The following is a 23,012-nucleotide window of genomic DNA, read 5'->3' as shown; positions in this document are numbered from 1 at the left end:
GGCCCGGCCGTGCGGCCGGGCCGAGAACGGGATCGTAGTGGGCCGAAGGGGCGGTTCGGGTGACCCCGGAAGCCCTGGGTCGTTGCACGCGTAAAACGATCACAAGGCGAAGACACGGAGGTGGTTCCCGTGAGCGTGCAACAGGCCACGGCGGTGAGGACCCTGGTGCTCGGCGACCCGGAGGACGTGCGCGAGGCGGCCGCGGCGCTCGCCGCTGGACGGGCCGTCGCCCACGGCTTCGGCAACGTCTACGCGCTGACCTGCCGTCCCGAACGGGACGCCGTCGAGGACGTGAACCGGCTGAAGGGCCGCCCCGCCGGACAGCCGGCGGACCTCACCACCGTCCCGGAGCGGATCCCGTCCGCCTTCGACTGGACCCGGCTCCCCGACGACGTCCCCCGGCAGCAGATCAGGTCCCTGGCCGAGGAACTCCTCGGACTCGGGCCGATCGGACTGCGCGGCCCCGCCGCCGACCGCGTCCCCGGCGCGCTCACCGCCGACGACGACGGCGTCCGCACCGTCCGGGTCGTCGCACCCGGCACCCGCTGCCCCTCGCACGCCTTCCTCGGCGCGGCCCTCGCCCTCACCGGCGGCGACTTCCTCGCCGTCACCTCGGCCAACCGCTCGCACCACGCCACGGGCCGCGCCCACGAACCCGCGCACTGGCGGGCCGCCGGCCTCGCCGGGGAGTTCGGCGCCGACCCCGGCGTCCGGATCCTCGCCCACGCCGACGAGGAGGCCGCCCGGCGGCGCCACCCCTTCCACCGGGCGACCTCCGTCAGCGTCCTGTCCTTCCACCGCACCGCCGGCCGGACCCGCTCCGGCCTGCCCGCGCTCGTCCTCGAACGGCACGGCTCGCTCTCCGCCGACCACATCCGGGCCGTCGCCGCCAACCACGGCTTCGGCCTCGCCCTCGCCCCGCACGCCACGCGCCCCCTGCCCCCGAGGCCCTACGCCGCCGGGTCCCCCAGGGCGACCTCCGCCCACACGGTCTTCCCGTCCGTCTCGTAGCGCACCCCCCACGCGTCCGCCAGCGTCGCGCAGATGTGCAGACCGCGCCCGCCCTCGTCGCCCGCCCTCGCGTGCCGCAGGTGCGGGGCGGTGGGCGCCCCGTCCCGGACCTCCACGGTGAGCGTCGACTCGCCGCGCAGCAGCCGCAGGGCGACGGGCGGGGCGCCGTGGCGGACCGCGTTGGTGACGAGTTCGCTCACGATCAGCTCGACGGTGAGCGGGTCCACGCCGAGCCCCCACTCCCGCACCCGCTCCTCGGCCGCGTGCCGGACCGGCCCCACCGCCGACAGCTCGCCCGGCACCTCCCACTCGGCGACGTCGCCGGCCGGCAGCCGCAGGGTCCTGGCCACCAGCAGGACGCGCTCGGGCGCGAGGATCCCCGCCAGGTCGTCCGCCATGGCGTGCGGGCCCCGGCCGGGCGAGGCGAGCGCCGCCGCCACCCGCGCCAGCGGCGGGCCCCCGCCGTCGCGCGGGGACGAGGCCAGGCCCAGGACGGTGCCCTCCGGCAGCACGTGGGAGGAGCAGGCGAACGGCGGCCCGTCCCCGCCCAGCAGCGGCCCCTCCTCCACCAGGTCCGCGTCGAGCGACCCGTCCGGCCGGACGGCGACGCACAGCGAGGTGCCCGCGCGGGCCAGGTCCAGCCGCCCGGTCACCGGATCGTGCAGGGCGATGGTGCAGCTCGCCGAGGGCTCGTCGACGCCGTGCCCGCCCGTCTACTCCCGGGCGAGGCGCTGGGTCACGCCGTGCAGCCGGGCGAGGAGCTCGTGCGGGGCGAGGTCGAGCGTCGCCAGGCTGTACACGGCGGTCCGCAGCCGGCCCATCGTCGCCACCGAGCTCAGCCCCGGCCGCTCCACCTGCCCCACCACCAGCGCCACCCGCGCCCCGGACAGCGGGATGACGTCGAACCAGGAGCCCGCGCCCGTCCCGCCCGGCCGGTGCCGCTGGGCGACCTCGACCGCGTGCCGGCTCTCGCCCTCGGGGCGCAGCGGCCAGGACTGGAGGGCCGTCATCACGACGTGCTCGCGGGTGAAGCGGAGCGCGTTCTCCAGGCAGGTCGCCGTGTGCGCCGTCACCCCGTCGGCCGGCGCGAGGTCGTCCTCGGTGTACGGGTCGGCCCAGGGCGGACGGCGGAAGGCCACGGCCCCCAGCAGCTGGCCCCGGACGGCCAGCGGCGCCACCAGCCGCACGTCCCCGTCCACGGACACCAGCTCCGGCCCCTCGGGCAGCCGCGCGCCGAACAGCCCCGGCAGCAGCACCTCCCCGGGCTCCGGCAGCGGCCCGTCCGCGCGGGCGTCCCCCGAACCGCCCACGGCGGCGCACCGCAGCAGCGGCGCCTCGCCCTTCCGGCGCAGCTCCGGCGGCTTGCCCCGCAGCACGGCGTCGGTCAGCGCGACGACGACCGACCCCGCGAAGCCGGGCACCGTCACCTCGACCAGCTCCCGGGCGGTCCGCTCCACGTCCAGCGTCCGCCCGATCCGTTCCCGGGCCTCGTACAGCAGCCCGAGCCGCTGCCGGGTCCTGACCCGCTCGGTGACGTCCATGACGGTGGCGACCAGCCCGATCGACGGCCCCTCCCGTCCGCCGGGCCCCGGGGCGCGCAGCGGGTACACGGAGACCGAGTAGACGTGCGGGCGGCCCGGGTCGCCCGGCGGCCGGCCCGGCACCAGGACCTCCCGCAGCGGCGTGCCGCCGTCCATGACCTCGCGGAGCACGCTCTCCTTCACCTCGATGCCGAAGACCCGGTACGCCTCCGCCGCCGGCCGCCCGACGACGTCCTCCACGGCGACGCCCCGCGCCGCGAGCACCGCGCCGGTGACCCGGACCAGCCGCAGGTCCCGGTCGAGGACGTGCAGGCCGACCTCGGCCTGCCGGAACACGGCGTCGAGGACGGCGCCGTCGAGCAGCGCCTCCGCCACGCCGCGCACGGCTCCCGTCCCCTCGGCGGCGGACGGGGGCGGAACGTCCTCGAACATGTGCACCTGCCAGCGGTCGACACCCGGTCCCGCCCCAGTCTGGCCGCTCGGGGCGGCCCGCGCCCGTCACGACACCGGCGGCGCGGCGGCCCTCCGGTCAGCGGCCCCGGGGGAGGAGGAGCAGCCCGGTGCCCAGGGAGCGTTCGCCGGTGGCGTCGGAGGGGTGGCTGACGACCCCCTCCGAGGTGGCGAGGACGCTGGAGCCGCCGCCGTCGAGGTTGAGGGCCTCCCGGGCGCCCAGGGAGACCATCAGCCGGGCGGCGCCGTCGATGCCCAGGCCCTCGCTGACGCCGGGGCGGCGGCCGTCGGCGACGACCAGGAGCAGCCCGCCCCGGTCGTCGACGCCGATCATGGACCGGGGGTTGGCGCGGACCGTCCAGTCGTAGGTGAAGGTCTGGTCGGGGCCGTCGCGGACCACGCCGTCGGCGACGGCGTTCACCGCCACCCGGCCGTCGCGCACCAGGGCCGGCCCGACCTGGAGGATCGTGGTGCCGGGGCGGAGCGGCACCGGACGGCCCCGGCCGTCCCACACCCGTTCGTCGAAGGCCAGGACCCCGCCGGTCCTGGCCGTCCGCAGCAGCCAGGCGGCGGCGTCGCCGGTGGCCTGGAGCGTGGAGCCGCCGGGCGGGACGGCCGCGCCGCGCGCGGCGCGGACCTCCGTGACCACGCCCCGGGCGTCGAGGACGGCCTCCGCGCCGGGACCGGCCGGGGGAGCGCCCCACTCGGGCGTGAACCGGACCAGCTCGGAGGGGTCGGTGCACCGCAGGTCGTGCTGGGGGCGCTCGGTGGGCAGGTCGCCGCCGACGCCGCCGCAGTTCCAGATCGTGCCGGGGAGCCGGTTGACGCCGTCGACCTCCGCCGTCTCGCCGCCCGCCGTGACGGTCACGCGGGCCGTGAAGGTGTCGACGGAGAGGGAGCGCCCGCCGCGCTCCAGGAGGATCCCGGCCCGCCCCCGGGTGGCGGAGCCGAGGAGCCGGCCGTCCTTCACGTACAGGCCGCCGGGGGCGTCGTCGTAGAACCACTGGGCGTTGATCCCGGCGAGGGCGCCGGCCGCGCCGATCAGCGCGGTCAGCCGCTCGGTGCCGTGGAGCGCCGGGCCGTGGTCCGCCACGAGGCGGCCCCCGAAGGCGTCGGGGTCGACCCGCAGGACGTGGACCCGCTGCGGGGCGTCCTCGTCCGTGCCGTCCTGGGCCGTGTAGCGGGTGCGGACGGTGAAGCCGGCCGCCCGCAGCCGGCCGGCGAGCTCCGCGGCCCCGGCCTCGTCCGCGTACCGCCCGGTCCGCACCGTCCAGCCGAGCACCCCCGGCGGCCGGTCCGCGTAGGCCGGGGCGGTGACCTCCTCGACGCGCGGCTCGAAGCCCCCGGCGCGCAGGGCCTCGGCGACCCGCAGCGCGGTCCCCCGCGGCCCGAGGGCCGTCGGCGCCCCGGCGAGCGGCCCGTCGGCCCGCTCCGGCAGGTTGACCTGGACGGTCCAGACGTCGTCGGCGTCCCGCTGCCCGTACGTGAGGGAGGTGAGCGTCACGCCGGGCGCGGGGGTGCGGGTGACCCGGGTGACGCGGGCGGTGTCGGGCGCGGCCGGCCGGGCCTGCGCGAGGGGCGCGGACGCGGCCGACAGCACCGCCGCGGCCGCCAGGAGGGAGAGGGACCTGTGCTGCCTGGGGGACCTGCGCTGCATGGGGGACCTTCCGTCGGCGGAAAGCACGGACGACGACAGTGGACGTACCGTAGGTGACCGTGCGGTTGCGGAGAGTTTGACGCCGGGGGCGGAGCGGCGGAAGGATCGCCCGGCCGTGCCGGTCCCCCCACCGCTATCCTTCGCGGGTGGAGATCCCCTCATATGACGAGATCCGGGCGCTGCACCGGAAACACGCCCCCAGCGACGCCGCCTTCGACCTCGTGTTCACCCACTGCGAGATCGTCGCGGCCGTCGCCGACCAGCTGATCTCCCGCTCCGGCGGCCGGGGCGTCGACGCCGGCCTGGTCCGCGCCGGCTGCCTGCTCCACGACATCGGCGTCTACCGGCTGTACGACGCCACCGGACGCCTCGACGGCGCCTCCTACGTCACCCACGGCGTCCTCGGCCACGAACTCCTCGCCTCCGAGGGCCTGCCCGAGGCCCTCTGCCGCTTCTGCTCCTGCCACACCGGCGTCGGCCTCACCAAGGAGGACGTCCTCACCCAGGGCCTGCCCGTCCCGCCCGCCGACTACGTGCCCGTCACGCCGGAGGAGCGGATGGTCATGTACGCCGACAAGTTCCACAGCAAGAGCACCCCGCCGCGCTTCGTCTCCCCGGACAGCTTCGAGGTGCGCATCGCCCGCTTCGGCCAGGAGAAGGCCACCACCTTCCGGGCCCTGCGCCGCCTGTACGGCGATCCCGAACTCGACGCCCTGGCCGCCGCGTACGGCCACGCCGTGACCTGACCGCCCCGGGCGGGGGCCCCGCCGGCCCCGCCTCAGCCGGTGACCGCGACGATCGTGGCCACCGTCACGGCGGCCATCGCCGCCTGCATGTTCCGGATCGCCTCCCGGATCCCCTCGGCCGCCCACCGGCCCTCCGCGATCTCCCCCATCCGGGCGGCGACCTCCTTCACCGGCTCCCCGGGGAACGCCGACCGGTGCAGCTTCGCGCCGTGCACCAGCGCGATCAGCCCGGCCGTGCGCTCGTCCGGCTCGCCGCCGTCCAGGACCACGGCCCGCAGCCGCTCCCGCAGCCCGCGCTCCACCGCCCCGTCCGCCTCCGGATAGCGCCGCACGGGGAACATGCCCAGGATCCGGTGGCGCTCCTCGGTGACGACGCCCCGCGCGCACAGCCGCGCGACCGTCGCGCCCGGCGCCTTCCCCTGGTCCTTCGTCAGCCAGTCCGTGACCTTCGGCGCCGTCTTCCGGCTCCCCGCCCAGTCCGCGATCCGCGCCAGCCGCTCGTCGAGCAGTTCCTCGCCCGTGGGGGCGGCGTCCGTGACCGTCAGCCGCCCGCCGGCCACCGACACCCGCCCGGCGAGCGCCAACTCCAGCAGGATCCCGCCCGCGACCGCCCACGAGGCCGCCTGCCGCTCCTCGGCCCGCCCGGACTCGTCGTCCAGGGACAGCAGCATGATCTCCTCGGCGAGCGTGATCGTCATCGGCGTCCTTCCCGGTGGAAGACCGGAACAACTCCGGCCGCTTCTCCCCGTGGAGACGGTCCGACGGCCCGTCCGGTTCCCCGCCGGGGCCCGTACGGCGCCGGCCGGCGGGCCGTTGTCAGTGGCGGCTGGCACGCTGGGGCCATGGACAGGCAGGACGACAGTCCCGGGGACGGGGGAAGGGGCGGCGGCATGGGCGGGGAGCGCGACGAGGAGCTGCTGCGGGGCCGGGTCTACGGCCAGGACCACGACGATCCGCGCCCCGGGCCGCGTCCCGGCCGGGCCTACGCGGAGCTGGTCGGCGGCCCGCTCGACGGCCTGCTGCTCGACGTCACCGACTGGACCGGCGAGGAGATACGCGCGGGCGCGGTCCTGGAGACGGAGCTGAGCCGCTACGGCTCCGGGGGGAAGGCGGTGTACGGTCCCCGGGCCGGCGACCCGGCACGCTTCGACTGGACCGGCGACACCCGCTGACGGCCGGGAGCGGGCGGGGCGGGGCACACGGGCGGACACGGACCGGGGCACGGGCCGGGACATGAGCCCGGACACACGAATGGCGGGAACACCTCCCGCCATGTTCAAGGTATAGCGCAAGGGGGGCCTTGCGGCAAGGCCCCCCGGATGCCGCACAATCACACCTCCAGGTCGCGTCCCCCGCTCCGGAAGACCCGGCCCGACCCCCGTCACCTGCCGAAACGAGATTGCGCGCGTGCCCATGCCTCTGCGGACCACCGGCCCCTTCGAGCTTCCCGACCGTCTCGCCGCCAAGGCCGACCCGGCGCTCATCGCCGACGACGAGAAGCACTTCGCCGCCGTCGCGGAGAGCCTCGACCAGGCCGTCGCCGAAGTCTCCGACCGGCTCGACGCCGTGCTCCGGGAACCCGGCGGCGCGGGCCGCGAGGCGATGGAGCGCGACCTGGAGGTCCACCGCCTCTCCGGCCGGCTGCGCGCCCTGCGCCGCTTCGGCCTCGACCTGTGCCTCGGCCGGATCGTCTCCGCCGACGGCTCCGGGCCCCTCTACATCGGACGGCTCGGCCTCACCGACAGCGACGGCAACCGGCTCCTCGTCGACTGGCGCTCACCCGCCGCCGAACCCTTCTTCGCCGCCACCCACGCCCACCCGATGGACCTGGCCAGCCGCCGCCGCTACCGCTGGAACGGCGGCCGGATCACCGACTACTGGGACGAGGTCTTCACCGAGGACGGCCGGGGCGAGCACGCGGCCCTCGACAACCAGTCGGCCTTCATCGCCAGCCTCGGCACCAACCGCTCCGAGCGGATGCGGGACGTGCTCTCCACCATCCAGGCCGACCAGGACGCCATCGTCCGCGCCGGCTCGCGCGGCGCCCTCGTCGTCGACGGCGGACCCGGCACCGGGAAGACCGTCGTCGCCCTCCACCGGGCCGCCTACCTCCTCTACTCCGACCCCCGGCTCGGCCACCGCCGCGGCGGCGTCCTCTTCGTCGGCCCCCACCAGCCCTACCTCGCCTACGTCTCCGACGTGCTGCCCAGCCTCGGCGAGGAGGGCGTGCGCACCTGCACCGTCCGGGACCTCGTCCCCGAAGGGGCCGCCGTCCGCCCCGAGAAGGACCCCGAGGCGGCCCGCCTCAAGTCCTCCGCCGCCCTGGTCCGGGGCATCGAGAAGGCCGTCCGCTTCTACGAGGAGCCCCCGGCCGGGGAGACCCGCGTCACCACCGACTGGGGCGACCTGACCGTCACCGCCGACGACTGGGCGGAGGTCTTCGACGCCCCCGGCCCCTCCACCCCGCACAACGAGGGCCGCGAGCTGATCTGGGACGAGCTCGTCGCCCTCCTGAAGGAGAAGGCGGGCGGCGAGGTCCCCGACGCCCTCTTCGAGCGGGCCCTGCGGCACGACCGCGAACTGGTCGGCACCCTCGACCGGGCCTGGCCCATGCTGGAGCCCACCGACCTCGTCGGCGACCTGTGGACCGTCCCCGCCTACCTGCGCCTGTGCGCCCCCTGGCTGGACCGGGACGAGGTGCGGGCCCTCCAGCGGGCCGACGCCCAGGCCTGGACCGAGTCCGACCTGCCCTTCCTCGACGCCGCCCGGCAGCGGCTCGGCGACCCCCGGTCCAGCGCCCGCAAGCGCCGCGAGAAGGCGACCCTCGCCGCCCGCAAGGAGCGGATGGCCGGCGTCATCGACAACATCGTGCGCGGCGACGACGACGGCGAGGGCGCCGTCACCATGCTCCTCGGCAAGGACCTCCAGGACAGCCTCGTCGACGAGGGCGGCCTGCCCACCGCCGCCGGAGACCCGCTCGCCGGGCCCTTCGCCCACGTGGTCGTCGACGAGGCGCAGGAACTCACCGACGCCGAATGGCAGATGCTGATCGCCCGCTGCCCCTCGCGCAGCTTCACCATCGTCGGCGACCGCGCCCAGGCCCGCCACGGCTTCACCGAGACCTGGCGCGAACGCCTGGAGCGGATCGGCCTCGACCGCGTCGAGACGGCCTCGCTCAGCATCAACTACCGCACCCCGGAGGAGGTCATGACCGAGGCCGCCCCGGTCATCCGCGCCGCCCTCCCGGACGCCAACGTGCCGACCTCGGTCCGTTCCTCCGGCATCCCCGTCCACCACGGCACCGCCGGCGAACTGGACGCCCTCCTCGACGACTGGCTCGCCGGGAACGCCGACGGCGTCGCCTGCGTCATCGCCGCCGCCGGACACCTCCCCGAGCTCGGCGACCGCCCCCGGGTCAGGGCGCTCACCCCGAGCCTCTCCAAGGGCCTGGAGTTCGACTTCGTCGTCCTCCTCGACCCGCAGGAGTACGGCGAGGGCGTCGAGGGCGCGGTGGACCGCTACGTGGCGATGACCCGCGCCACCCAGCGCCTCGCCGTCCTCACCACCCCCTGACCCGGCGCCGGACGCTCAGGACGGCAGCCCGCCCCGCGCGATCACCTCCGCGTACCAGCGGGCACTGTCCTTGGGCGTCCGGCGCTGGCTCGCGAAGTCCACGTGCACGATCCCGAACCGCTTGCTGTAGCCGAACGCCCACTCGAAGTTGTCCAGGAGCGACCACAGGAAGTAGCCCCGCACGTCCGCGCCGTCCTCGATCGCCCGGCGCACGGCCGCCAGGTGCCCGTGCAGATAGGCGACCCGCTCCGGGTCGCGCACCTGTCCGGACGGGTCCGCGTAGTCCTCGTACGCGGCCCCGTTCTCGGTGATCACCAGCGGGACGCCCGGCAGTTCGTCGCGCATCCGGGTGAGCAGCTCGTGGAGTCCGTCCGCGTCCACCGGCCAGTCCATCGCCGTCCGGGGGCCCGGCGCGGGCAGGAACCGCACGTGCCGCTCCGCGCCCGCCCACGGCGACGGGGACTCCGAGGAGCCCGCCGCCACGACGGTGGGGGAGTAGTAGTTCAGTCCCAGCGAGTCGATCGGCGCCGCGATCGCCGCCAGGTCCCCGTCCCGTACGAAGCCCCAGTCCGTCACCCCGGCCGTGTCCCGCACCAGGTCCTCGGGCAGCCGGCCCCGGAAGACCGGGTCGAGGAAGATCCGGTTCGCCACCGCGTCGATCCGCCGGGCCGCGTCCCGGTCCTCCGCCGACTCCGTCAGCGCCCGCACCACGTGCAGGTTGAGCGTCAGCGACACCTCCGACCCGGCCGGAAGGGACTCCCGCAGGGCGCCCACCGCGAGGCCGTGCGCCAGGTTGAGGTGGTGGGCGGCGCGCAGCGCGTCCGCGTCGTCGGTCCGGCCCGGGGCGTGCACCCCGTTCCCGTACCCGAGGAAGGCCGAGCACCACGGCTCGTTCAGCGTCGTCCAGGTCGCGACCCGGTCGCCGAGCGCGCCCGCCGTGATCCCCGCGTACTCGGCGAACCGCTCGGCGGTCTCCCGGCGCGGCCAGCCGCCCGCGTCCTCCAGCTCCTGCGGCAGGTCCCAGTGGTACAGCGTCGCCACCGGCCGGATGCCCGCGTCCCGCAGCTCGTCGCAGAGCCGCCGGTAGAAGTCCAGGCCCTTCTGGAGGGCCGGTCCGCGTCCGGTCGGCTGGACGCGGGGCCACGCCACCGAGAAACGGTAGTCCGTCACCCCCAGCTCCCGCATCAGGGCGACGTCCTCGCGCATCCGGTGGTAGTGGTCGGCGGCGATGTCGCCGGTGTCGCCGTTGCGGACCTTGCCCGGCGTCCGGCTGAAGGTGTCCCAGATGGACGGCGTCCTGCCGTCCTCCGTGGCCGCGCCCTCGATCTGGTACGCGGCGGTGGCGGTGCCCCAGCGGAAGCCCTCCGGGAAGCGGAGCGTCGCGGTGGACTCGGGGCGTGCGTCGACAGCGGTCATGAGGAGGCGACTCCAGGAAGAGGGGAGGGAGGGGAGGAAGGAGGGGAAGGGGAGCGGGGGTCAGCCCTTGACCGCGCCCTGCATGATGCCGCCGACGATCTGACGGCCCAGCAGGCCGAAGACCAGCAGCACGGGCAGCGTGCCCAGCAGGGTGCCCGCCATGATCACCGACTGGTCGTGGACGTAGCCGCCGCCGAGCTGGCGGAGCGCCACCTGGACGGTCGGTTCCTGGGAGGAGAGTGCCACGATCGGCCAGAAGAAGTCGTTCCACGCGGCCATGAAGGTGAGCAGACCGAGGACGGCCATACCCGGACGGGCGATCGGCACGACGATCGACCAGAAGATCCGGGCCGTGGAGGCACCGTCCACCCGGGCCGCCTCGATCAGCTCGTCGGGCAGCGACTGCACCAGGTACTGGCGCATGAAGAACACGCCGAAGGCGGAGACGAGGCCCGGCAGGATCACCGACTGGAGCTGGTTCACCCACTGGAGTTCCGCGATCAGCATGAAGAGCGGGATGACGCCGAGCTGCGGCGGGATCATCATCGTGCCGACCGTGACGGCGAGCAGCGCGCCCCGGCCCCGGAAGCGCAGCTTGGCGAAGGCGAAGCCGGCGAGGGTGCAGCACAGCACGGTGCCGACGGTGATCGAGCCGGACACGATCAGGGAGTTGAGCAGGGCCTTGCCGATGTCGGCCTCGGCGAGGACCGCCTCGAAGTTGCGGATCAGGTGCGGGCCCGGCACCAGCGACGGCGGCACCCGGGCCAGGTCGGCGTTGGTGCGGCTGGCCGCGACGATCGTCCAGTAGAAGGGGAAGGCCGAGACGAGCACCGCCAGGATCAGCACCGCGTACGCGAGGGGCCCGGCCTTCAGGGTCCGCCCCGCCCCCGACCGGCGGGTCCGGCGCGTCCGGCCGGGCGGTCTCGGGCCGGGGGAGGCGGTCGGGACGGGCGGGTCGGCGAGCGCGGTCATCGGCCGGCCTCCTTGCGGGAACGGCGGCGCGCGACCAGGGCGTTCGCCCCGACCATCACCAGGATCAGCAGGAACATCACCCAGGCGATGGCGGCGGCGCGGCCCAGGTGGAAGAAGCCCCAGCCCTGCTCGTACATGTAGAGCCCGAGGGTCTGGTACTGGTGCGAGATGCCGCCCGACATGGAGCCCTCGAAGAGCAGCGGCTCGCCGAAGAGCTGGGTGGCGCCGATCGTGGAGACCACGACGGTGAAGAGGATCGTCGGCCGCAGCCCCGGCAGCGTCACGTGGAAGAACTGCCGCCACCGGGAGGCCCCGTCCATCTCGGCCGCCTCGTACAGCTCGGACGGGATGGACTGCATGCCGGCGAGGTAGATCAGCGCGTTGTAGCCGGTCCACCGCCAGACCACGATCGTGGAGACCGCGATCTGGGAGCTGAGCGTCCCCGACTGCCAGTCGACCGGCCCGGCGCCGACCAGCCCGAGGACGTAGTTGAAGAGTCCGAAGTCGCGGCCGAAGAGCTGGGCGAAGACGAGGGTCGCGGCGGCGACCGAGGTGGCGTACGGCAGCAGCATCGCCGTCCGCAGGAAGGTCCGGCCGCGCAGCCGGTGGTTGAGCAGGTGCGCCAGCGCCAGGGCCATCACCAGCTGCGGCACGGTGGACAGGACGCCGATGGTGAAGGTGTTGCGCAGCGCGGTCCAGAAGAACTCGTCGCCGAAGAGGGCGGTGTAGTTGCCGAGCCCGCGCCACTCCATGGTGCCGGGGTCCTGGAGCTCGACCCGGTGGAGCGAGACGTACGCCGTGTAGACCAGCGGGAAGAGCCCGAAGGCGGCGAAGAGGGTGAAGAACGGGGCGACGTACGTGTACGGCGACACCGCGCGCCACAGGCGCCGGAGGCCCGGCGGTCGTGGGGCGGTGACGGCTTTCGCCGGTGCGGTGAGGGTCACGGTGCGGCCCTTCGGGAGGGGGTCACGGGAAGTTCGCGGGGTTGGGGCGGGGGCGGCGCGGCCGGGGGCCGGGGCGGGGGGAGCCGCCCCGGCCGGAGCGGCCGGCCGGGTGCCGGGGGAGGGGCCGGGAGAAGGGGCCGGGGAGACGTCGGGGCCGGGGGTCAGCCGAGGGTGTTGGCGACGCCCTTCTTCGCGTTCTCCCACGCCTTCTCGGGGGCGAGGCCCTTGCGCTCGACCTCGCTCAGCGCGTTGGTGATCTGCTGGTTGATGTTCTGGTCGTGCACGCCGAGGACCTGCACGGGGGCCGCCTTGGCCGCGTCGCCGAAGATCTTCCCGATCGGGGCGCCGGAGAAGTACGGGTCCGTGGTGCCCGCGACCTCGGCGATGGCGCCGGTCGAGGAGGGGAAGTTGCCCTGCTTCGCGAAGATCTTGGCCTGCTGCTCGGGGGCGGTGAGCCACTTGATCAGCTCGTACGCCTCCTTCTTGTTCTTCGCGGCCTTGGGCACGGCGAGGTAGGAGCCGCCCCAGTTGCCGGCGCCGCCGGGCAGCGCGGCGACGTCCCACTTGCCCTTGCCGGTCTCGCCCGCCTGGCCCTTGATGTAGCCGAGCATCCAGGCGGGGCAGGGGAGGGTGGCGAAGGAACCGGCGGCGAAGGCCTGGTTCCACTGCGGGGACCACTGGTCGAGCTTGGCGCTCAGGCCGGCGCCGCTCGCCTCGACGGAGGCTTCCCAGGCGGTCTTCAGGGCGGGGTTGGTCTCCCAGATCAGGGCGCCGGAGGCGTCGTAGTACCGCTCCTCCTCCTGCCCGATCATGATGGAGAAGAGGCTGCCGACGCTGTCCAGCCAGGCGCTCTTGCCGGGGGCCTTCGCCTTGTACTGCTTGCCGAGCTCCAGGTAGCCGTCCCAGGTGGACCACTTCTCGGCGAGCTCGTCGCGGTCGGTGGGCAGTCCGGCCTGCTTCAGGAGGTCGGTGCGGTAGCACATGGCCTCGGGGCCGACGTCGGTGCCCAGACCGAGGACCTCGCCGTTCTTCCCGGTGGCGGCGGCCCACTTGGCCTCGGCGAACTGGTTCTTGAGCCCGTCGGCGCCGTACTTCCGCAGGTCCTCGAAGCGGTCGGCCTGCTGCTGGGTGACGGAGGCGATCCGGCCGACCTCGACGCCCTGCACGTCGGCGAGGCCGCCGCCGCCGGCGAGCCGGGTCTGGAGCGACTTCCAGTAGTCGGCCTCGTCCTCGGTGTCCGTCTGCTTGATGGTGACGCCCGGGTGGAGCTTCTCGTACTCGGCGTAGAGCCCGGCCTCCTTGTAGCCGAAGGAGCCGAAGAGGTCGACGGTGAGCGTGACCTTGCCGCCGGGCTTGTCGGCGGCGCTGTCGGAGGCGCCGGATCCGCAGGCGGCGAGCAGGGAACCGGCGAGCGCGACCGCTCCGAGGCGGAGTGCGGCCTGGGTGGCGGCTCGGGTGAGGGGCATGGACGGGCTCCCTTGGCGTCGGGGCGGGTCGGGGGAGTGGGACGGGCGGCGCCGGGGCTTCCCGGGGTCGCCCCGAGAACGCTTGAGAGCGCTCTCAAGAACGGTCTGGAGCGTGCCCCGACTCTCCCGCTCCCGTCAAGACTCGAAGGCGTAACGGCTCGGAATCGAAGCGTTCCTGCGGAATCCCCGTCCCAACTCCGCTTCGTGTCCCTTCTCTTGACGCCCAGGTTTCGGGAGTTTTACGTTGCGCACTGCTGAGAGCGCTCTCAAGAGCCGTCGTGCCGACGGACGAACCCCCACGAACCCCCCTCCTTCGAGCCAACGAGGTGCTGTACGTGTCAGCTCCCCGCTCCCGACCGGCCGCGTCGCTGGTCCTCACCGCCGCCCTGGCCGCCGCCGGTCTCGTACCGGCCGCCGCCGGTCCCGCCTCCGCCGCCACCGTCCCCGTGGGCGCGGGCGGTTACTCCGACACCCGCCCCGCCGGGACCTCCGGGCCCACCACCAACACCGGCACCCCCGTCACCCCCAAGGTGACCGCCGCCGCCAAGGACCGGCCCGTCCCCACCAACGACTGGTGGTCCTCGCTCGCCTTCCAGCGCTACGGCGACAACCCGTACTCCACCCCCATGTACGGCCATCCGCTCACCTACCAGGCCGTCGCCGGCGGCCTGGAGATCGGCTACCCCACCACGCCCGCGATCGTCGGCGACGGACGGCAGTACGAGTTCCCCCACAAGGCCGACCTCACCCTCGGCCTCACCGGGCTCAACTCGCCCGACGCCAGGGCCGACGACTGGTCCGACTGGACCGTCACCCCCCTCTGGTCCGACGGCGCCCGCACCCTGCGCACCACCATCGGCCACGGCCTGCCCTACGTGTACGCCAGGGGCACCGGCGGCGACGCCCGGATCACGACCGCGTCCCCGCCCACCGTCTTCGCCGACCAGGGCAACGTCCTCGGCATCACCGTCGGCGGCCACCACTACGCCCTCTTCTCGCCCGGCGGCACCGACTGGAACGTCTCCGGCACGACGGTCACCGCCGGACTCGGCGGCAAGGACTACTTCTCCGTCGCCGTCCTGCCCTCCACCGACGCGCTGGCCACCTTCCGGAAGTACGCCTTCAGCTTCGTCACCGGCTCCCGCGTCACCTGGTCGTCCCCGGGCGGCAGGTCCGACGCCACGTACACCCTCACCACCGAGGCGAAGGAGGGCACCGAGACCGGCACCCTCCAGGCGCTCTACCGCCACCAGTGGCTCCGCACCACGGACGCCCTCACCCCGTACACGTACGTCTCGCCGCGCGGCACCATGAAGGTCCGCGAGGGCCGCTCCTTCGCCACCAGTCGCCCGCAGGCCGCCGTCCTGCCCGGCCTGCCCGCCTCCGGCGCCGTCGACCAGGCCCGGCTGCGCGGCTATCTGAACGAGGTGGTGAACGCCGCCGACCCGTTCTCCGGCGCCACCGACACGTACTGGACCGGCAAGGCGCTCGGCAAGCTCGCCCAGCTGGTGCCGCTCGCCGAACAGGCCGGCGACACCGCCCTGCGCGACCGGCTCCTCGGCCTGCTCAAGGGCCGGCTCCAGGAGTGGTTCACGGCGGGCGGCGCGAGCGAGTTCTCGTACGACCGCACCTGGAAGACCCTGACCGGCTACCCGGCCTCGTACGGCAGCGACACCGAGCTCAACGACCACCACTTCCACTACGGCTACTACGTGTACGCCGCCGCGATCGTCGCCCAGTACGACCAGGCGTGGGCCGCCGACTCCGCCTGGGGCGGCATGGTGAAGACCCTCGTCCGCGACGTCGCCAACCCCAGCCGCACCGACACCGCCTTCCCCTTCCTGCGCGGCTTCGACGTGTACGCCGGACACAGCTGGGCCTCCGGCCACTCCGGCTTCGCGGCCGGCAACAACCAGGAGTCCTCCTCCGAGTCCACCAACCTGAGCGCCGCCCTCGTCCTGTGGGGCTCCGCCACCGGCGACACCTCCCTGCGCGACCTCGGCAGCCACCTCCTCGCCACCGAGTCCGACGCCATCGGCCAGTACTGGTTCGACGCCGACCAGCAGGTCTTCCCCGGCTCCTTCACCCACGACACCGTCGGCATGGTGTGGGGGAGCGGCGGCGCCTACTCCACCTGGTGGACGGCGAACCCCGAGGAGATCCACGGCATCAACACCCTCCCGGTGACCGCGGGCAACGCCCTGCACATGGGCGGCTATCCGGGCGCGATCCGGCGCAACCTCGCCGAGATGGAACGGGAGAACGGCGGCCCGGCCGTCGAATGGCGCGACATCCTCTGGGAGTTCGAGTCGCTCGCCGAACCGGCCCGCGCCAAGGGCCGCTTCGACGCCGTCGGCGGCGCCTACACGCCGGAGGCGGGCGAGTCCCGCGCCCACACCTACCACTGGCTGACCGTCCTGGACGCCCTCGGCGCCCCCGACGCGAGCGTCACCGGCTCCGTCCCGACCTCCGCCGTCTTCCTCAAGGGCACCGAACGCACCTACGCCGCCCACAACCACGGCTCCGCGCCGATCACCGTCACCTTCTCCGACGGCAAGTCCCTGACCGTGCCCGCCCGTTCCACCGCCACCGGCAAGGGCACCACCGGCACGATCCCCTGCGGACAGCCCGGCGGGCCCGCCTGCCCCGAGCCGGGCACCGGCGACACCTTCCGGCTCAAGAGCGGCGGCCAGCTGACCACCGCCACCGACACCACCGCCGGCGCCGACACGATCGCCTCCGCCGGCGGCGCCAACCACGACGGCACCCCGTACCAGCCGCTCGTCTACGAGGCGCGGAACGTGACCGGCACCCTCACCCCGGGAGCCGCCACCGCCTTCCGCCTCGCCGTGGACGCGGGCACCGCCGTCGGTCTCGGCCAGCAGGTCCGGATCGGCTACGACCTGACCGGCGACGGCACCTTCGAACGCACCGAGACCTACCAGTACTTCGCCACCGACCCGGTGCCCGGCTGGGAGCGCTACGACCAGACCCGCGGCCTGAAGTCCGCCACCGGCACCCTCGGCGACCTGCGCGGCGGCACCGTCCGCCTGGAGGTGTGGAGCGCCATCGGCAACGCCCCTTCGACCGTCAGGACCGGCACCGCGGACTCGGTCCTGGTCATCCCCTTCGACTGAGCGGGCGCTAAGCCGACGCCCGTCGCACCAGCGTCGTCGGCGTGATCAGCGGGTCCGGGGCGGGCGCCCCGGACCCGTGCTCGTTCAGCAGCCGCATGAGCAGCCGGACCATCAGCCGGCCCATCCCCTCGATGTCCTGGCGGACCGTCGTCAGCGGCGGGTCCGTGTGCTCGGCGATCGACGCGACGTCGTCGAAACCGACCACGGCCACGTCCTCCGGCACCCGCAGCCCCCGCTCCCGCAGCACCCGCAGCGCACCCGACGCCATCAGGTCGTTGGCGGCGAACACCCCGTCCACGTCCGGGCGCCGCTCCAGCAGCTCCGCCATCGCCCGCGCGCCGCTCTCCGCCGTGAAGTCGCCCTGGCACAGCAGGTCCGGGTCCGGCGCTCCGAGCGCGTCGCGCCAGCCGTCGGCGCGGTCCGCCGCCGAGGTCTGGTCGCGCGGTCCGGCGAGGTGCGCCACGGTCCGGCAGCCCCGGTCGACCAGGAGCCGGACGGCCTCGCGCGCCCCGCCCCGGTTGTCGCAGTCCACGTACGGCATGTCCGGGCCGATCCCGTCCGTCGGCCGCCCGCCGAGCACCGTCGGGATCTTCGCCCGGCGCAGCACCGCCGCCAGCTCGTCCTCGTCGTGGAGGGAGAAGGCGAGCGCCCCGTCCACGTGACCGCCGCCGAGATAGCGGGCGATCCGGTCGTGGTCGCCCTGGTCCTCCACCCAGAGCAGCACCAACTGCGAGTCGTGGGCGGTCAGTTCACGGCTGATGCCGCGCACCTGCTCCTGGAAGAAGGGGTCGGAGAAGATGCGGAACTCCGGCTCCGCGATGACCACGGCCACGGCGTCGTTGCGCCGGGTGACCAGGGTGCGGGCCGCGAGGTTCGGCACGTACCCGAGCTCCTCGACCGCCTGCCGGACCCGGTCGACCAGCGGCGCGCGCACCCCCGCGCCGCCGTTGACGACCCGGGAGGCGGTCGCCCGTGACACGCCCGCGAGGGCCGCGACGGCCTCCAGGGTCGGGCGGGCCCCCGTCGTCTGCTCGGCCACGTGGGCCCCCTTCATCTGCTCCGGTCCGGGGGAGCGGGCGGCTGCCCGGCCGGACCGCGTGAGGTTGCGGGGGTCAGGATATCCGTACGGGTGGACGGCCTGAGAGCGCTCTCGGGAGCCGTTCCCGTTCAGTCCGGCGCGGGGGCGAAGGAGAGGATCCGGGGCTGCCGCAGGGCGTCGTCGCCGCTGACGTGCGACGGCGCCAGGACGATCCGCCCGCCGGTGCGGAGGACGGTCCCGCCCTTCGCGCTGTACTCGGCCCCGGCCGCCGCCGCCGGGTGACGCAGCAGCACCTTCTCCCCGCCGGCTCCCGACCGGCCGAGGACGAAGGTGCGGCCCGGGAGGCCGGGGGTGGCCGACTCGTACACGACCGTGCCCGCCGCGGAGTCGGAGCCGACCGGGGTCAGCGTCCTGCCGTCGTTCCCCCGGACGCCCCAGAGGAGCTTTCCGGTCGCGAGGTCGTAGGCGCCGACCCGGTCCGTGCCGCCGACGTGGACGAGTCCGTGGCCGACGACGATGCCGGGGCAGGGCTGGAGGCCGGCGTCGATCCCGGCGTCCGAGCAGTGCGCGAAGCCCTTGGGGCGCGGGTCCAGGGTGCGGCGGAGCTCGCCGCGGGGTCCGAGGGCGACGATCCGCCAGTCGTCGGTGAGCCGGTCGTTGTCGACCGAGGTGTAGACCACGGGGTCGACGGAGACCACCCGCTCCACCCGCCGCCCGGCCCCCGTCCGGTGCCGCCAGCGCACGGCGCCGGTCCGCGGGTCGAGCTCGCGGAGCTGGGAGTACGACGCCCGGCGGTCGACGCCGATCGCACAGGAGGAGCTGAGGAGGAGCCGGGCGCCGCCCGCCACCTTGTCCGGGCGGCAGCCGCCCGGGTCCTCCTTCGGGATCTCGAAGAGCCGGGTGCCGTCCGACACGCGGAACGCGGTCGCCCGCAGGTTCCTGGCCACCGCGAGGGTGTCGCCGCTGATCGCGGTGTGCACGATGAAGGCGGGCTCGTCCCGGGGGTCCGTCCCCAGCAGCTCCCGCTTCCAGCCCGGCTTCCCGGTCCGCAGGTCGACCATCTGGAAGCGGTCGCAGCGGGTGCCGCGCTGCGCCGTGCCGGTGCTGAGGACGAGGACGATCCGGCCGTCCGGTGCCGGGTTCGCCGGCGCCTCGCAGACCGGGGTGGGCAGGGTCAGGTTCCACACCTCGGCGCCGTCCGAGAGGCGGTAGGCGGTGACCTCGCGGTAGAGCGCCTGGACGACGGTGTCGCCGACGATCCAGGGGCGCTGGACCGGGACGCTGCGCCGGGGCAGGTCGGTGCGGTCGTCGGCGATCCACGCGGCGGCCTCGCCGGGACGCCGGGCGTCGGCGAGCTCCCGGGCGCCGGGGACGCGGACCGGCTCGGGCGTGCGGGGGCCGGGCCGGACGGACGGGATGGGCGCCGTCGTCGCGGGGGAGGCCCCGCGCGCGTCCGCCGCGGGCGCGCGCCCCGCCCGGTACTCGTGCCACCCCGCCCCGGCCACCCCCGCGACCAGCAGCGCGAGCCCCGCGGCGAGCGCGGTCAGCCCGAGGTCGCGCCGCGAACGGCGGCGCGGCGCGGGCGCCCGCCCCGGCTGGGGCCAGGGCGGCGGCGTGTACGACATGGGTCCCCCTGAGGATCGCCGGCCGGCGGAGAGCTTTTCTAGAACCTAGTTCTGTTTTGCTCGTAGCATAGCGGCGGCGCCCGGACGGCGGGGCGCTCGGGTGGATCACCGCACGGCGGGCCCGGGTGACCCGTGGGCGTCCGGCGGATCCCGCGCCCCCGGGGGTGCGGAGCGGGACGGGTGTCCGCGCGCGGCGCAGGTCCGACCCGGCGCGGTTCCGCCCGTCGCCCCCGGGCCGCGCCGTTCACCCGTGGCGGTGGTCGCGGCCCGGACCGGCTCCCCGGCGCCGCCCGCCTGCGGCAGCGTGGCCGCCATGAACGCCCGCCGCATCGCCCTCCCGCTGCTCGCCGCCCTCCTGGCCGGCGGCTGCACGGCCCTTCCGCAGCCTCCGGCGCCGTCCCGCCCGGCGGCTCCGGAGACCGCGCCGCCCGCCTTCGCGCCCGCCGACCGGCGACCGCCCTCGGCACTGCCGGAGCGGCCGGTGGAGGCCGAGCCCCGGGAGGAGCTGGCGGACACGGAGGAGGGGGAAGGGGGAGGCGCACGGGAGCCGGGGCCCGCTTCCGTCCCCGTGCGGCCCCGGGCCGACGCGGCTTCGTCACCGCAGCCGGGCGGGCGCGGGACCCCGGGGAGCGGCGGCGCCACCGTCCGTGCGCCGAAGTCCCGGGCGGAGAACCGGGAGGCGGGGTCCCGCGCTCCGGAGGCCCGCGCGCCGCGGCCCCGTACGACGCCACGGACGTCCTCCCCGTCCCGCACCCGCGCCGCCGCTCCCGCCCGCGTGCCCGCGCCGCGGCCGGCGGACGGGCAGGTGCCCGAGATGCGGAGCCTGTGCCGCGAGGCGGCGAGGATCGAGGCGCCCATGGGGGCGGCGGAGCTGTGCCGGGACGTGTACGGCCGCTGACGGGCCCTCAAGTGGCCCGCTCCGACGACCCGTCAATGGACCAGGAAGCACGGGCCACCTCTCCGTACCGTCGTGCCCATGGCGAACACTTCTCCGGCGGACCCCCTCGCCGTACCGATCTCGGCGTCCGGACCCGCCGTACCGATCTCGGCGCCCGCACCTGCCGTACCGAGGGAACCGATCGCACCGACAGAGCCGATGGGGTCGACCGCGCCCGCCGGCCCCGCCGCGCCCCGCGTCCTCCTCCTCGCCCAGCTGAGCAACTCCGTCGGCGACGGAGCCTTCTACGTGACCTCGGCCCTCTACTTCACCGGCGTCGTCGGGCTCTCCGCCGCGCAGGTCGGGGCCGGGCTCGCGGTCGCCTGGGCCGTGGGCTCGCTCGCCGGGGTCCCGCTGGGGACGCTCGCCGACCGGCGCGGACCGCGCGGGACCTCCGTGCTCCTCGCGCTCGCGACGGCCGCGGCGGTCGCCTCCTTCCTCCTCATCGCCTCCTTCCCGGCCTTCCTCGCCGCCGCCACCCTCTACGCCTCCGCGCAGAGCGGCCTGGCCGCCGCCCGGCAGGCCCTCCTCGCCGGGACGGTCGCTCCCGCCGCCCGCACCGCCGTCCTCGCCCGCCTCCAGGCCGCCTCGAACGCCGGGCTCGCCGTCGGCGCGGCCCTCGGCGGCCTCGCCCTGCACGCGGGCACGCGCCGCGCCTACCTCGCGGTCCTCGCCCTCGACGCGGCCGGCTTCCTGCTCTGCGCGCTGCTGCTCGGCCGGCTCCCCGCCCCGGCCCCCGCCCCCGGGGCCGGCGCCGGACGCGCCCCCGGCGGCACCGTGCTGCGCGACCGCCCCTACGTGCTGCTCACCCTCCTCCACGCGCTGCTGCTGCGGATGCCTGTCCTGAGCCTCGCCCTGCCGCTGTGGATCGTGCAGCGGACGGCGGCGCCCGGCTGGACCGTCTCGGCGCTCTTCGTCCTCAACACCGCGGCCGTGACCCTCTTCCAGGTCCGCGCCGCCCGCTCGGTCACCGACCTGGACACGGCGGCCCGCGCCGTCCGGGGCGCGGGCGCGGTGATGCTCGCCGCCTGCGCGGTCTTCGCGGTGACCGCCCTGCCCGGCCTCGGCGCCGGTGCGGCCGTCGCGGTCCTGGTCCTCGGCGCCCTGCTCCTCGTCGTCGCCGAGATGCGGCACTCCGCCGGCTCCTGGCAGCTCGGCCTCGGCCTCGCGCCCGCCGGCCGGGTCGGCCAGTACCAGGGCTTCTACGGGGCGGGCGTCCCCGTGGCCCGCACCCTCGGCCCGCTCGTCGTCACGACCCTCCTCGTCGGCGGGGGCCCGGCCGGCTGGCTGCTGCTGGGCGGCGCCTTCCTCCTGACGGCCCTCGCCACCGGGCCGGCCGTCCGCTGGGCGGCCCGCACCCGGACCTGACCCCGGCCGCACGGGCCCAGGGGGTCAGGCGGGGGCGGGGCGGTCCCGCTCCGTGAGGAGGGCGAAGCCCGCGCGGTCCACCGAGACGCTCGCGGCGGCCAGGACCACCACCCCGGTGCCGGACGCCCGGTCCAGGCCCAGCCAGGAGCGGAAGCCGCCGGTGCCGCCGTTGTGCAGGGTGATCTCCAGGTCCCGGACCCGCAGGGTGATCCAGGCCGCGCCGATCCGCGTGCCGGCAGTGAAGGGGGCGACGGGGTCGAGCGCGGCCGTGCCCGGCGCCGTACCGTCGAGGAGCGCGGCGGTGAGGCGCGCCATGCCGCCGACGTCGGCCCGGATCCCGCCGGCCGGCCCCAGGGCCTCGCCCGTCCACGGCTCGCGCGGCCTGCCCCGCCGGGTCGTCCCCGCCAGCGCGCCCGGCAGCAGCCCGCCGGGCCCCGCGGGCAGGTAGAACCGCTCCAGGCCGAGCGGCCCGGAGATCCGCCCGGCGACCAGCTCCCCGTACGTCGTCCCGGCGGCGCCCGCCAGCGCGTGGCCCAGCAGCTCGAAGCCCAGGTTGGAGTAGCGGGGCCGGGGCGGGCCCGGCCGCACCGCGCGGGCCTGGCCGAGCAGGGCGGCGAGGTCCTCCCCGTACGGGTTGGCGCCGTGGCGCCACAGCGCGAACGTCCGCCGCCAGACCCCCGTCGACGGGGGCAGCCTCGGCAGCCCCGACCGGTGCGTGGCCAGCGACCCCAGCGTCACCCCCGCCACCGGGACGTCCCCCAGCGGCAGCAGCTCCCCGAGCGCCGTCCCCGCCGTCACCTCCCCGCGCTCCAGCGCGTCCGCGTACAGCAGCCCGGTCACGCCCTTGGACACGGACCCGATCTCGTAGTCGGCGCCGAGCCCCGCCCCGACCGAGGCCGTCGCCGTCCCCGCCGGCCCGACCACCGCCCCGGCGACCGGGAACCGTCCTCCCGTCAGCGCCCGTAGCTGCCCCGCCAGCCATCCGTCGCCCTGTTCCCCGAGTTCCCCGCCCATGCGGACCACCCTAGGGCCCGCCCGGACGGCCGTCCCCGTCCCCGCCCGTCCTTCCTGTGAGCCGTGTCACTGATTCCGGTTCTTCTCTTTCCGTTATCCCCCTCCCCGGCACAGGC

At 75.6% G+C, this 23,012-nt stretch carries 17 protein-coding genes and 1 pseudogene; 7 read left to right on the top strand and 11 right to left on the bottom strand.

The genetic code is table 11. The annotated features are described in order from the left end of the window. Nucleotides 1-129: 129 nt before the first annotated feature. Nucleotides 130-1,011, top strand: coding sequence for an L-threonylcarbamoyladenylate synthase (locus tag IE326_RS22745; RefSeq protein ID WP_190042815.1), 882 nt, complete (start codon nucleotides 130-132; stop codon nucleotides 1,009-1,011). On the opposite strand, the gene IE326_RS40925 is transcribed toward IE326_RS22745, so the two are convergent. From IE326_RS40925 to IE326_RS22730, 3 genes and pseudogenes are all read right to left on the bottom strand, one after another. Continuing rightward, the gene (locus IE326_RS40925; protein WP_229915682.1) at nucleotides 951-1,409 is read right to left on the bottom strand and encodes an ATP-binding protein; all 459 of its coding nucleotides are present in this window, start codon (nucleotides 1,407-1,409) and stop codon (nucleotides 951-953) included. The genes IE326_RS22745 and IE326_RS40925 overlap by 61 nt on opposite strands. 90 nt (nucleotides 1,410-1,499) lie before the next feature. Next, a pseudogene (locus tag IE326_RS22735) lies at nucleotides 1,500-2,984 on the bottom strand (SpoIIE family protein phosphatase); the annotation flags it as partial. A gap of 97 nt (nucleotides 2,985-3,081) precedes the next feature. Further along, nucleotides 3,082-4,659, bottom strand: coding sequence for a phosphodiester glycosidase family protein (locus IE326_RS22730; RefSeq protein WP_190042812.1), 1,578 nt, complete (start codon nucleotides 4,657-4,659; stop codon nucleotides 3,082-3,084). Nucleotides 4,660-4,805: 146 nt separating this feature from the next. Here IE326_RS22730 and IE326_RS22725 point away from each other — a divergent pair, with 146 nt between their 5' ends. Further along, entirely contained in the window at nucleotides 4,806-5,405 is a 600-nt protein-coding gene (locus IE326_RS22725) for an HD domain-containing protein (RefSeq protein ID WP_190042811.1), read from the top strand. Nucleotides 5,406-5,437: 32 nt separating this feature from the next. Here the strand turns inward: IE326_RS22725 and IE326_RS22720 are convergent, their stop codons facing one another. Beyond that, complete coding sequence (locus IE326_RS22720) at nucleotides 5,438-6,103, bottom strand: GOLPH3/VPS74 family protein (RefSeq protein ID WP_150226587.1); 666 nt, start codon at nucleotides 6,101-6,103, stop codon at nucleotides 5,438-5,440. Nucleotides 6,104-6,295: 192 nt separating this feature from the next. Between IE326_RS22720 and IE326_RS22715 the strand changes: the two genes are divergently transcribed. Beyond that, entirely contained in the window at nucleotides 6,296-6,577 is a 282-nt protein-coding gene (locus IE326_RS22715) for a hypothetical protein (RefSeq protein WP_150232383.1), read from the top strand. 241 nt (nucleotides 6,578-6,818) lie between these two features. Then, nucleotides 6,819-8,978 (top strand): RNA polymerase recycling motor ATPase HelR, encoded by a 2,160-nt coding sequence (gene helR / locus IE326_RS22710; protein ID WP_190043474.1) that lies wholly within the window; start codon nucleotides 6,819-6,821, stop codon nucleotides 8,976-8,978. A gap of 15 nt (nucleotides 8,979-8,993) precedes the next feature. On the opposite strand, the gene IE326_RS22705 is transcribed toward helR, so the two are convergent. The 4 genes from IE326_RS22705 to IE326_RS22690 form a co-directional block, all read right to left on the bottom strand. Continuing rightward, nucleotides 8,994-10,394 (bottom strand): GH1 family beta-glucosidase, encoded by a 1,401-nt coding sequence (locus tag IE326_RS22705; protein WP_150226586.1) that lies wholly within the window; start codon nucleotides 10,392-10,394, stop codon nucleotides 8,994-8,996. A gap of 60 nt (nucleotides 10,395-10,454) precedes the next feature. Continuing rightward, nucleotides 10,455-11,366 carry a carbohydrate ABC transporter permease gene (locus tag IE326_RS22700; protein WP_150226585.1) on the bottom strand — a complete coding sequence of 304 codons (912 nt, stop codon included), beginning with the start codon at nucleotides 11,364-11,366 and terminating at the stop codon, nucleotides 10,455-10,457. Continuing rightward, nucleotides 11,363-12,310: a carbohydrate ABC transporter permease gene (locus IE326_RS22695; protein WP_190042810.1), complete on the bottom strand. Its 948-nt coding sequence runs from the start codon at nucleotides 12,308-12,310 to the stop codon at nucleotides 11,363-11,365. The genes IE326_RS22700 and IE326_RS22695 overlap by 4 nt, the downstream gene beginning before the upstream one ends. 161 nt (nucleotides 12,311-12,471) lie before the next feature. Then, complete coding sequence (locus tag IE326_RS22690) at nucleotides 12,472-13,776, bottom strand: ABC transporter substrate-binding protein (protein ID WP_190042809.1); 1,305 nt, start codon at nucleotides 13,774-13,776, stop codon at nucleotides 12,472-12,474. A gap of 335 nt (nucleotides 13,777-14,111) precedes the next feature. On the opposite strand from IE326_RS22690, the gene IE326_RS22685 reads away from it, so the two are divergent. Further along, a complete protein-coding gene (locus IE326_RS22685) occupies nucleotides 14,112-16,913 on the top strand; it encodes a glycosyl hydrolase (RefSeq protein WP_190042808.1) in 2,802 nt (933 codons plus the stop codon). Nucleotides 16,914-16,920: 7 nt separating this feature from the next. On the opposite strand, the gene IE326_RS22680 is transcribed toward IE326_RS22685, so the two are convergent. Both IE326_RS22680 and IE326_RS22675 read right to left on the bottom strand, forming a co-directional pair. Continuing rightward, the gene (locus IE326_RS22680) at nucleotides 16,921-17,952 is read right to left on the bottom strand and encodes a LacI family DNA-binding transcriptional regulator (protein WP_150226581.1); all 1,032 of its coding nucleotides are present in this window, start codon (nucleotides 17,950-17,952) and stop codon (nucleotides 16,921-16,923) included. Nucleotides 17,953-18,080: 128 nt separating this feature from the next. Next, the gene (locus IE326_RS22675; protein ID WP_190042807.1) at nucleotides 18,081-19,577 is read right to left on the bottom strand and encodes an outer membrane protein assembly factor BamB family protein; all 1,497 of its coding nucleotides are present in this window, start codon (nucleotides 19,575-19,577) and stop codon (nucleotides 18,081-18,083) included. A gap of 250 nt (nucleotides 19,578-19,827) precedes the next feature. Between IE326_RS22675 and IE326_RS22670 the strand changes: the two genes are divergently transcribed. Beyond that, a complete protein-coding gene (locus tag IE326_RS22670; RefSeq protein WP_190042806.1) occupies nucleotides 19,828-20,475 on the top strand; it encodes a hypothetical protein in 648 nt (215 codons plus the stop codon). Between the two features lie 198 nt (nucleotides 20,476-20,673). Beyond that, the gene (locus IE326_RS22665; protein ID WP_190043473.1) at nucleotides 20,674-21,882 is read left to right on the top strand and encodes an MFS transporter; all 1,209 of its coding nucleotides are present in this window, start codon (nucleotides 20,674-20,676) and stop codon (nucleotides 21,880-21,882) included. A 24-nt stretch (nucleotides 21,883-21,906) separates the two neighbouring features. Here the strand turns inward: IE326_RS22665 and IE326_RS22660 are convergent, their stop codons facing one another. Next, the gene (locus IE326_RS22660) at nucleotides 21,907-22,896 is read right to left on the bottom strand and encodes a serine hydrolase domain-containing protein (RefSeq protein ID WP_190042805.1); all 990 of its coding nucleotides are present in this window, start codon (nucleotides 22,894-22,896) and stop codon (nucleotides 21,907-21,909) included. Nucleotides 22,897-23,012: the final 116 nt, after the last annotated feature.

It is taken from the genome of Streptomyces filamentosus, assembly GCF_014654895.1.
In the GTDB taxonomy this organism is placed as follows: domain Bacteria; phylum Actinomycetota; class Actinomycetes; order Streptomycetales; family Streptomycetaceae; genus Streptomyces; species Streptomyces filamentosus.
This window is presented reverse-complemented; position numbering and strand designations above follow the sequence as displayed.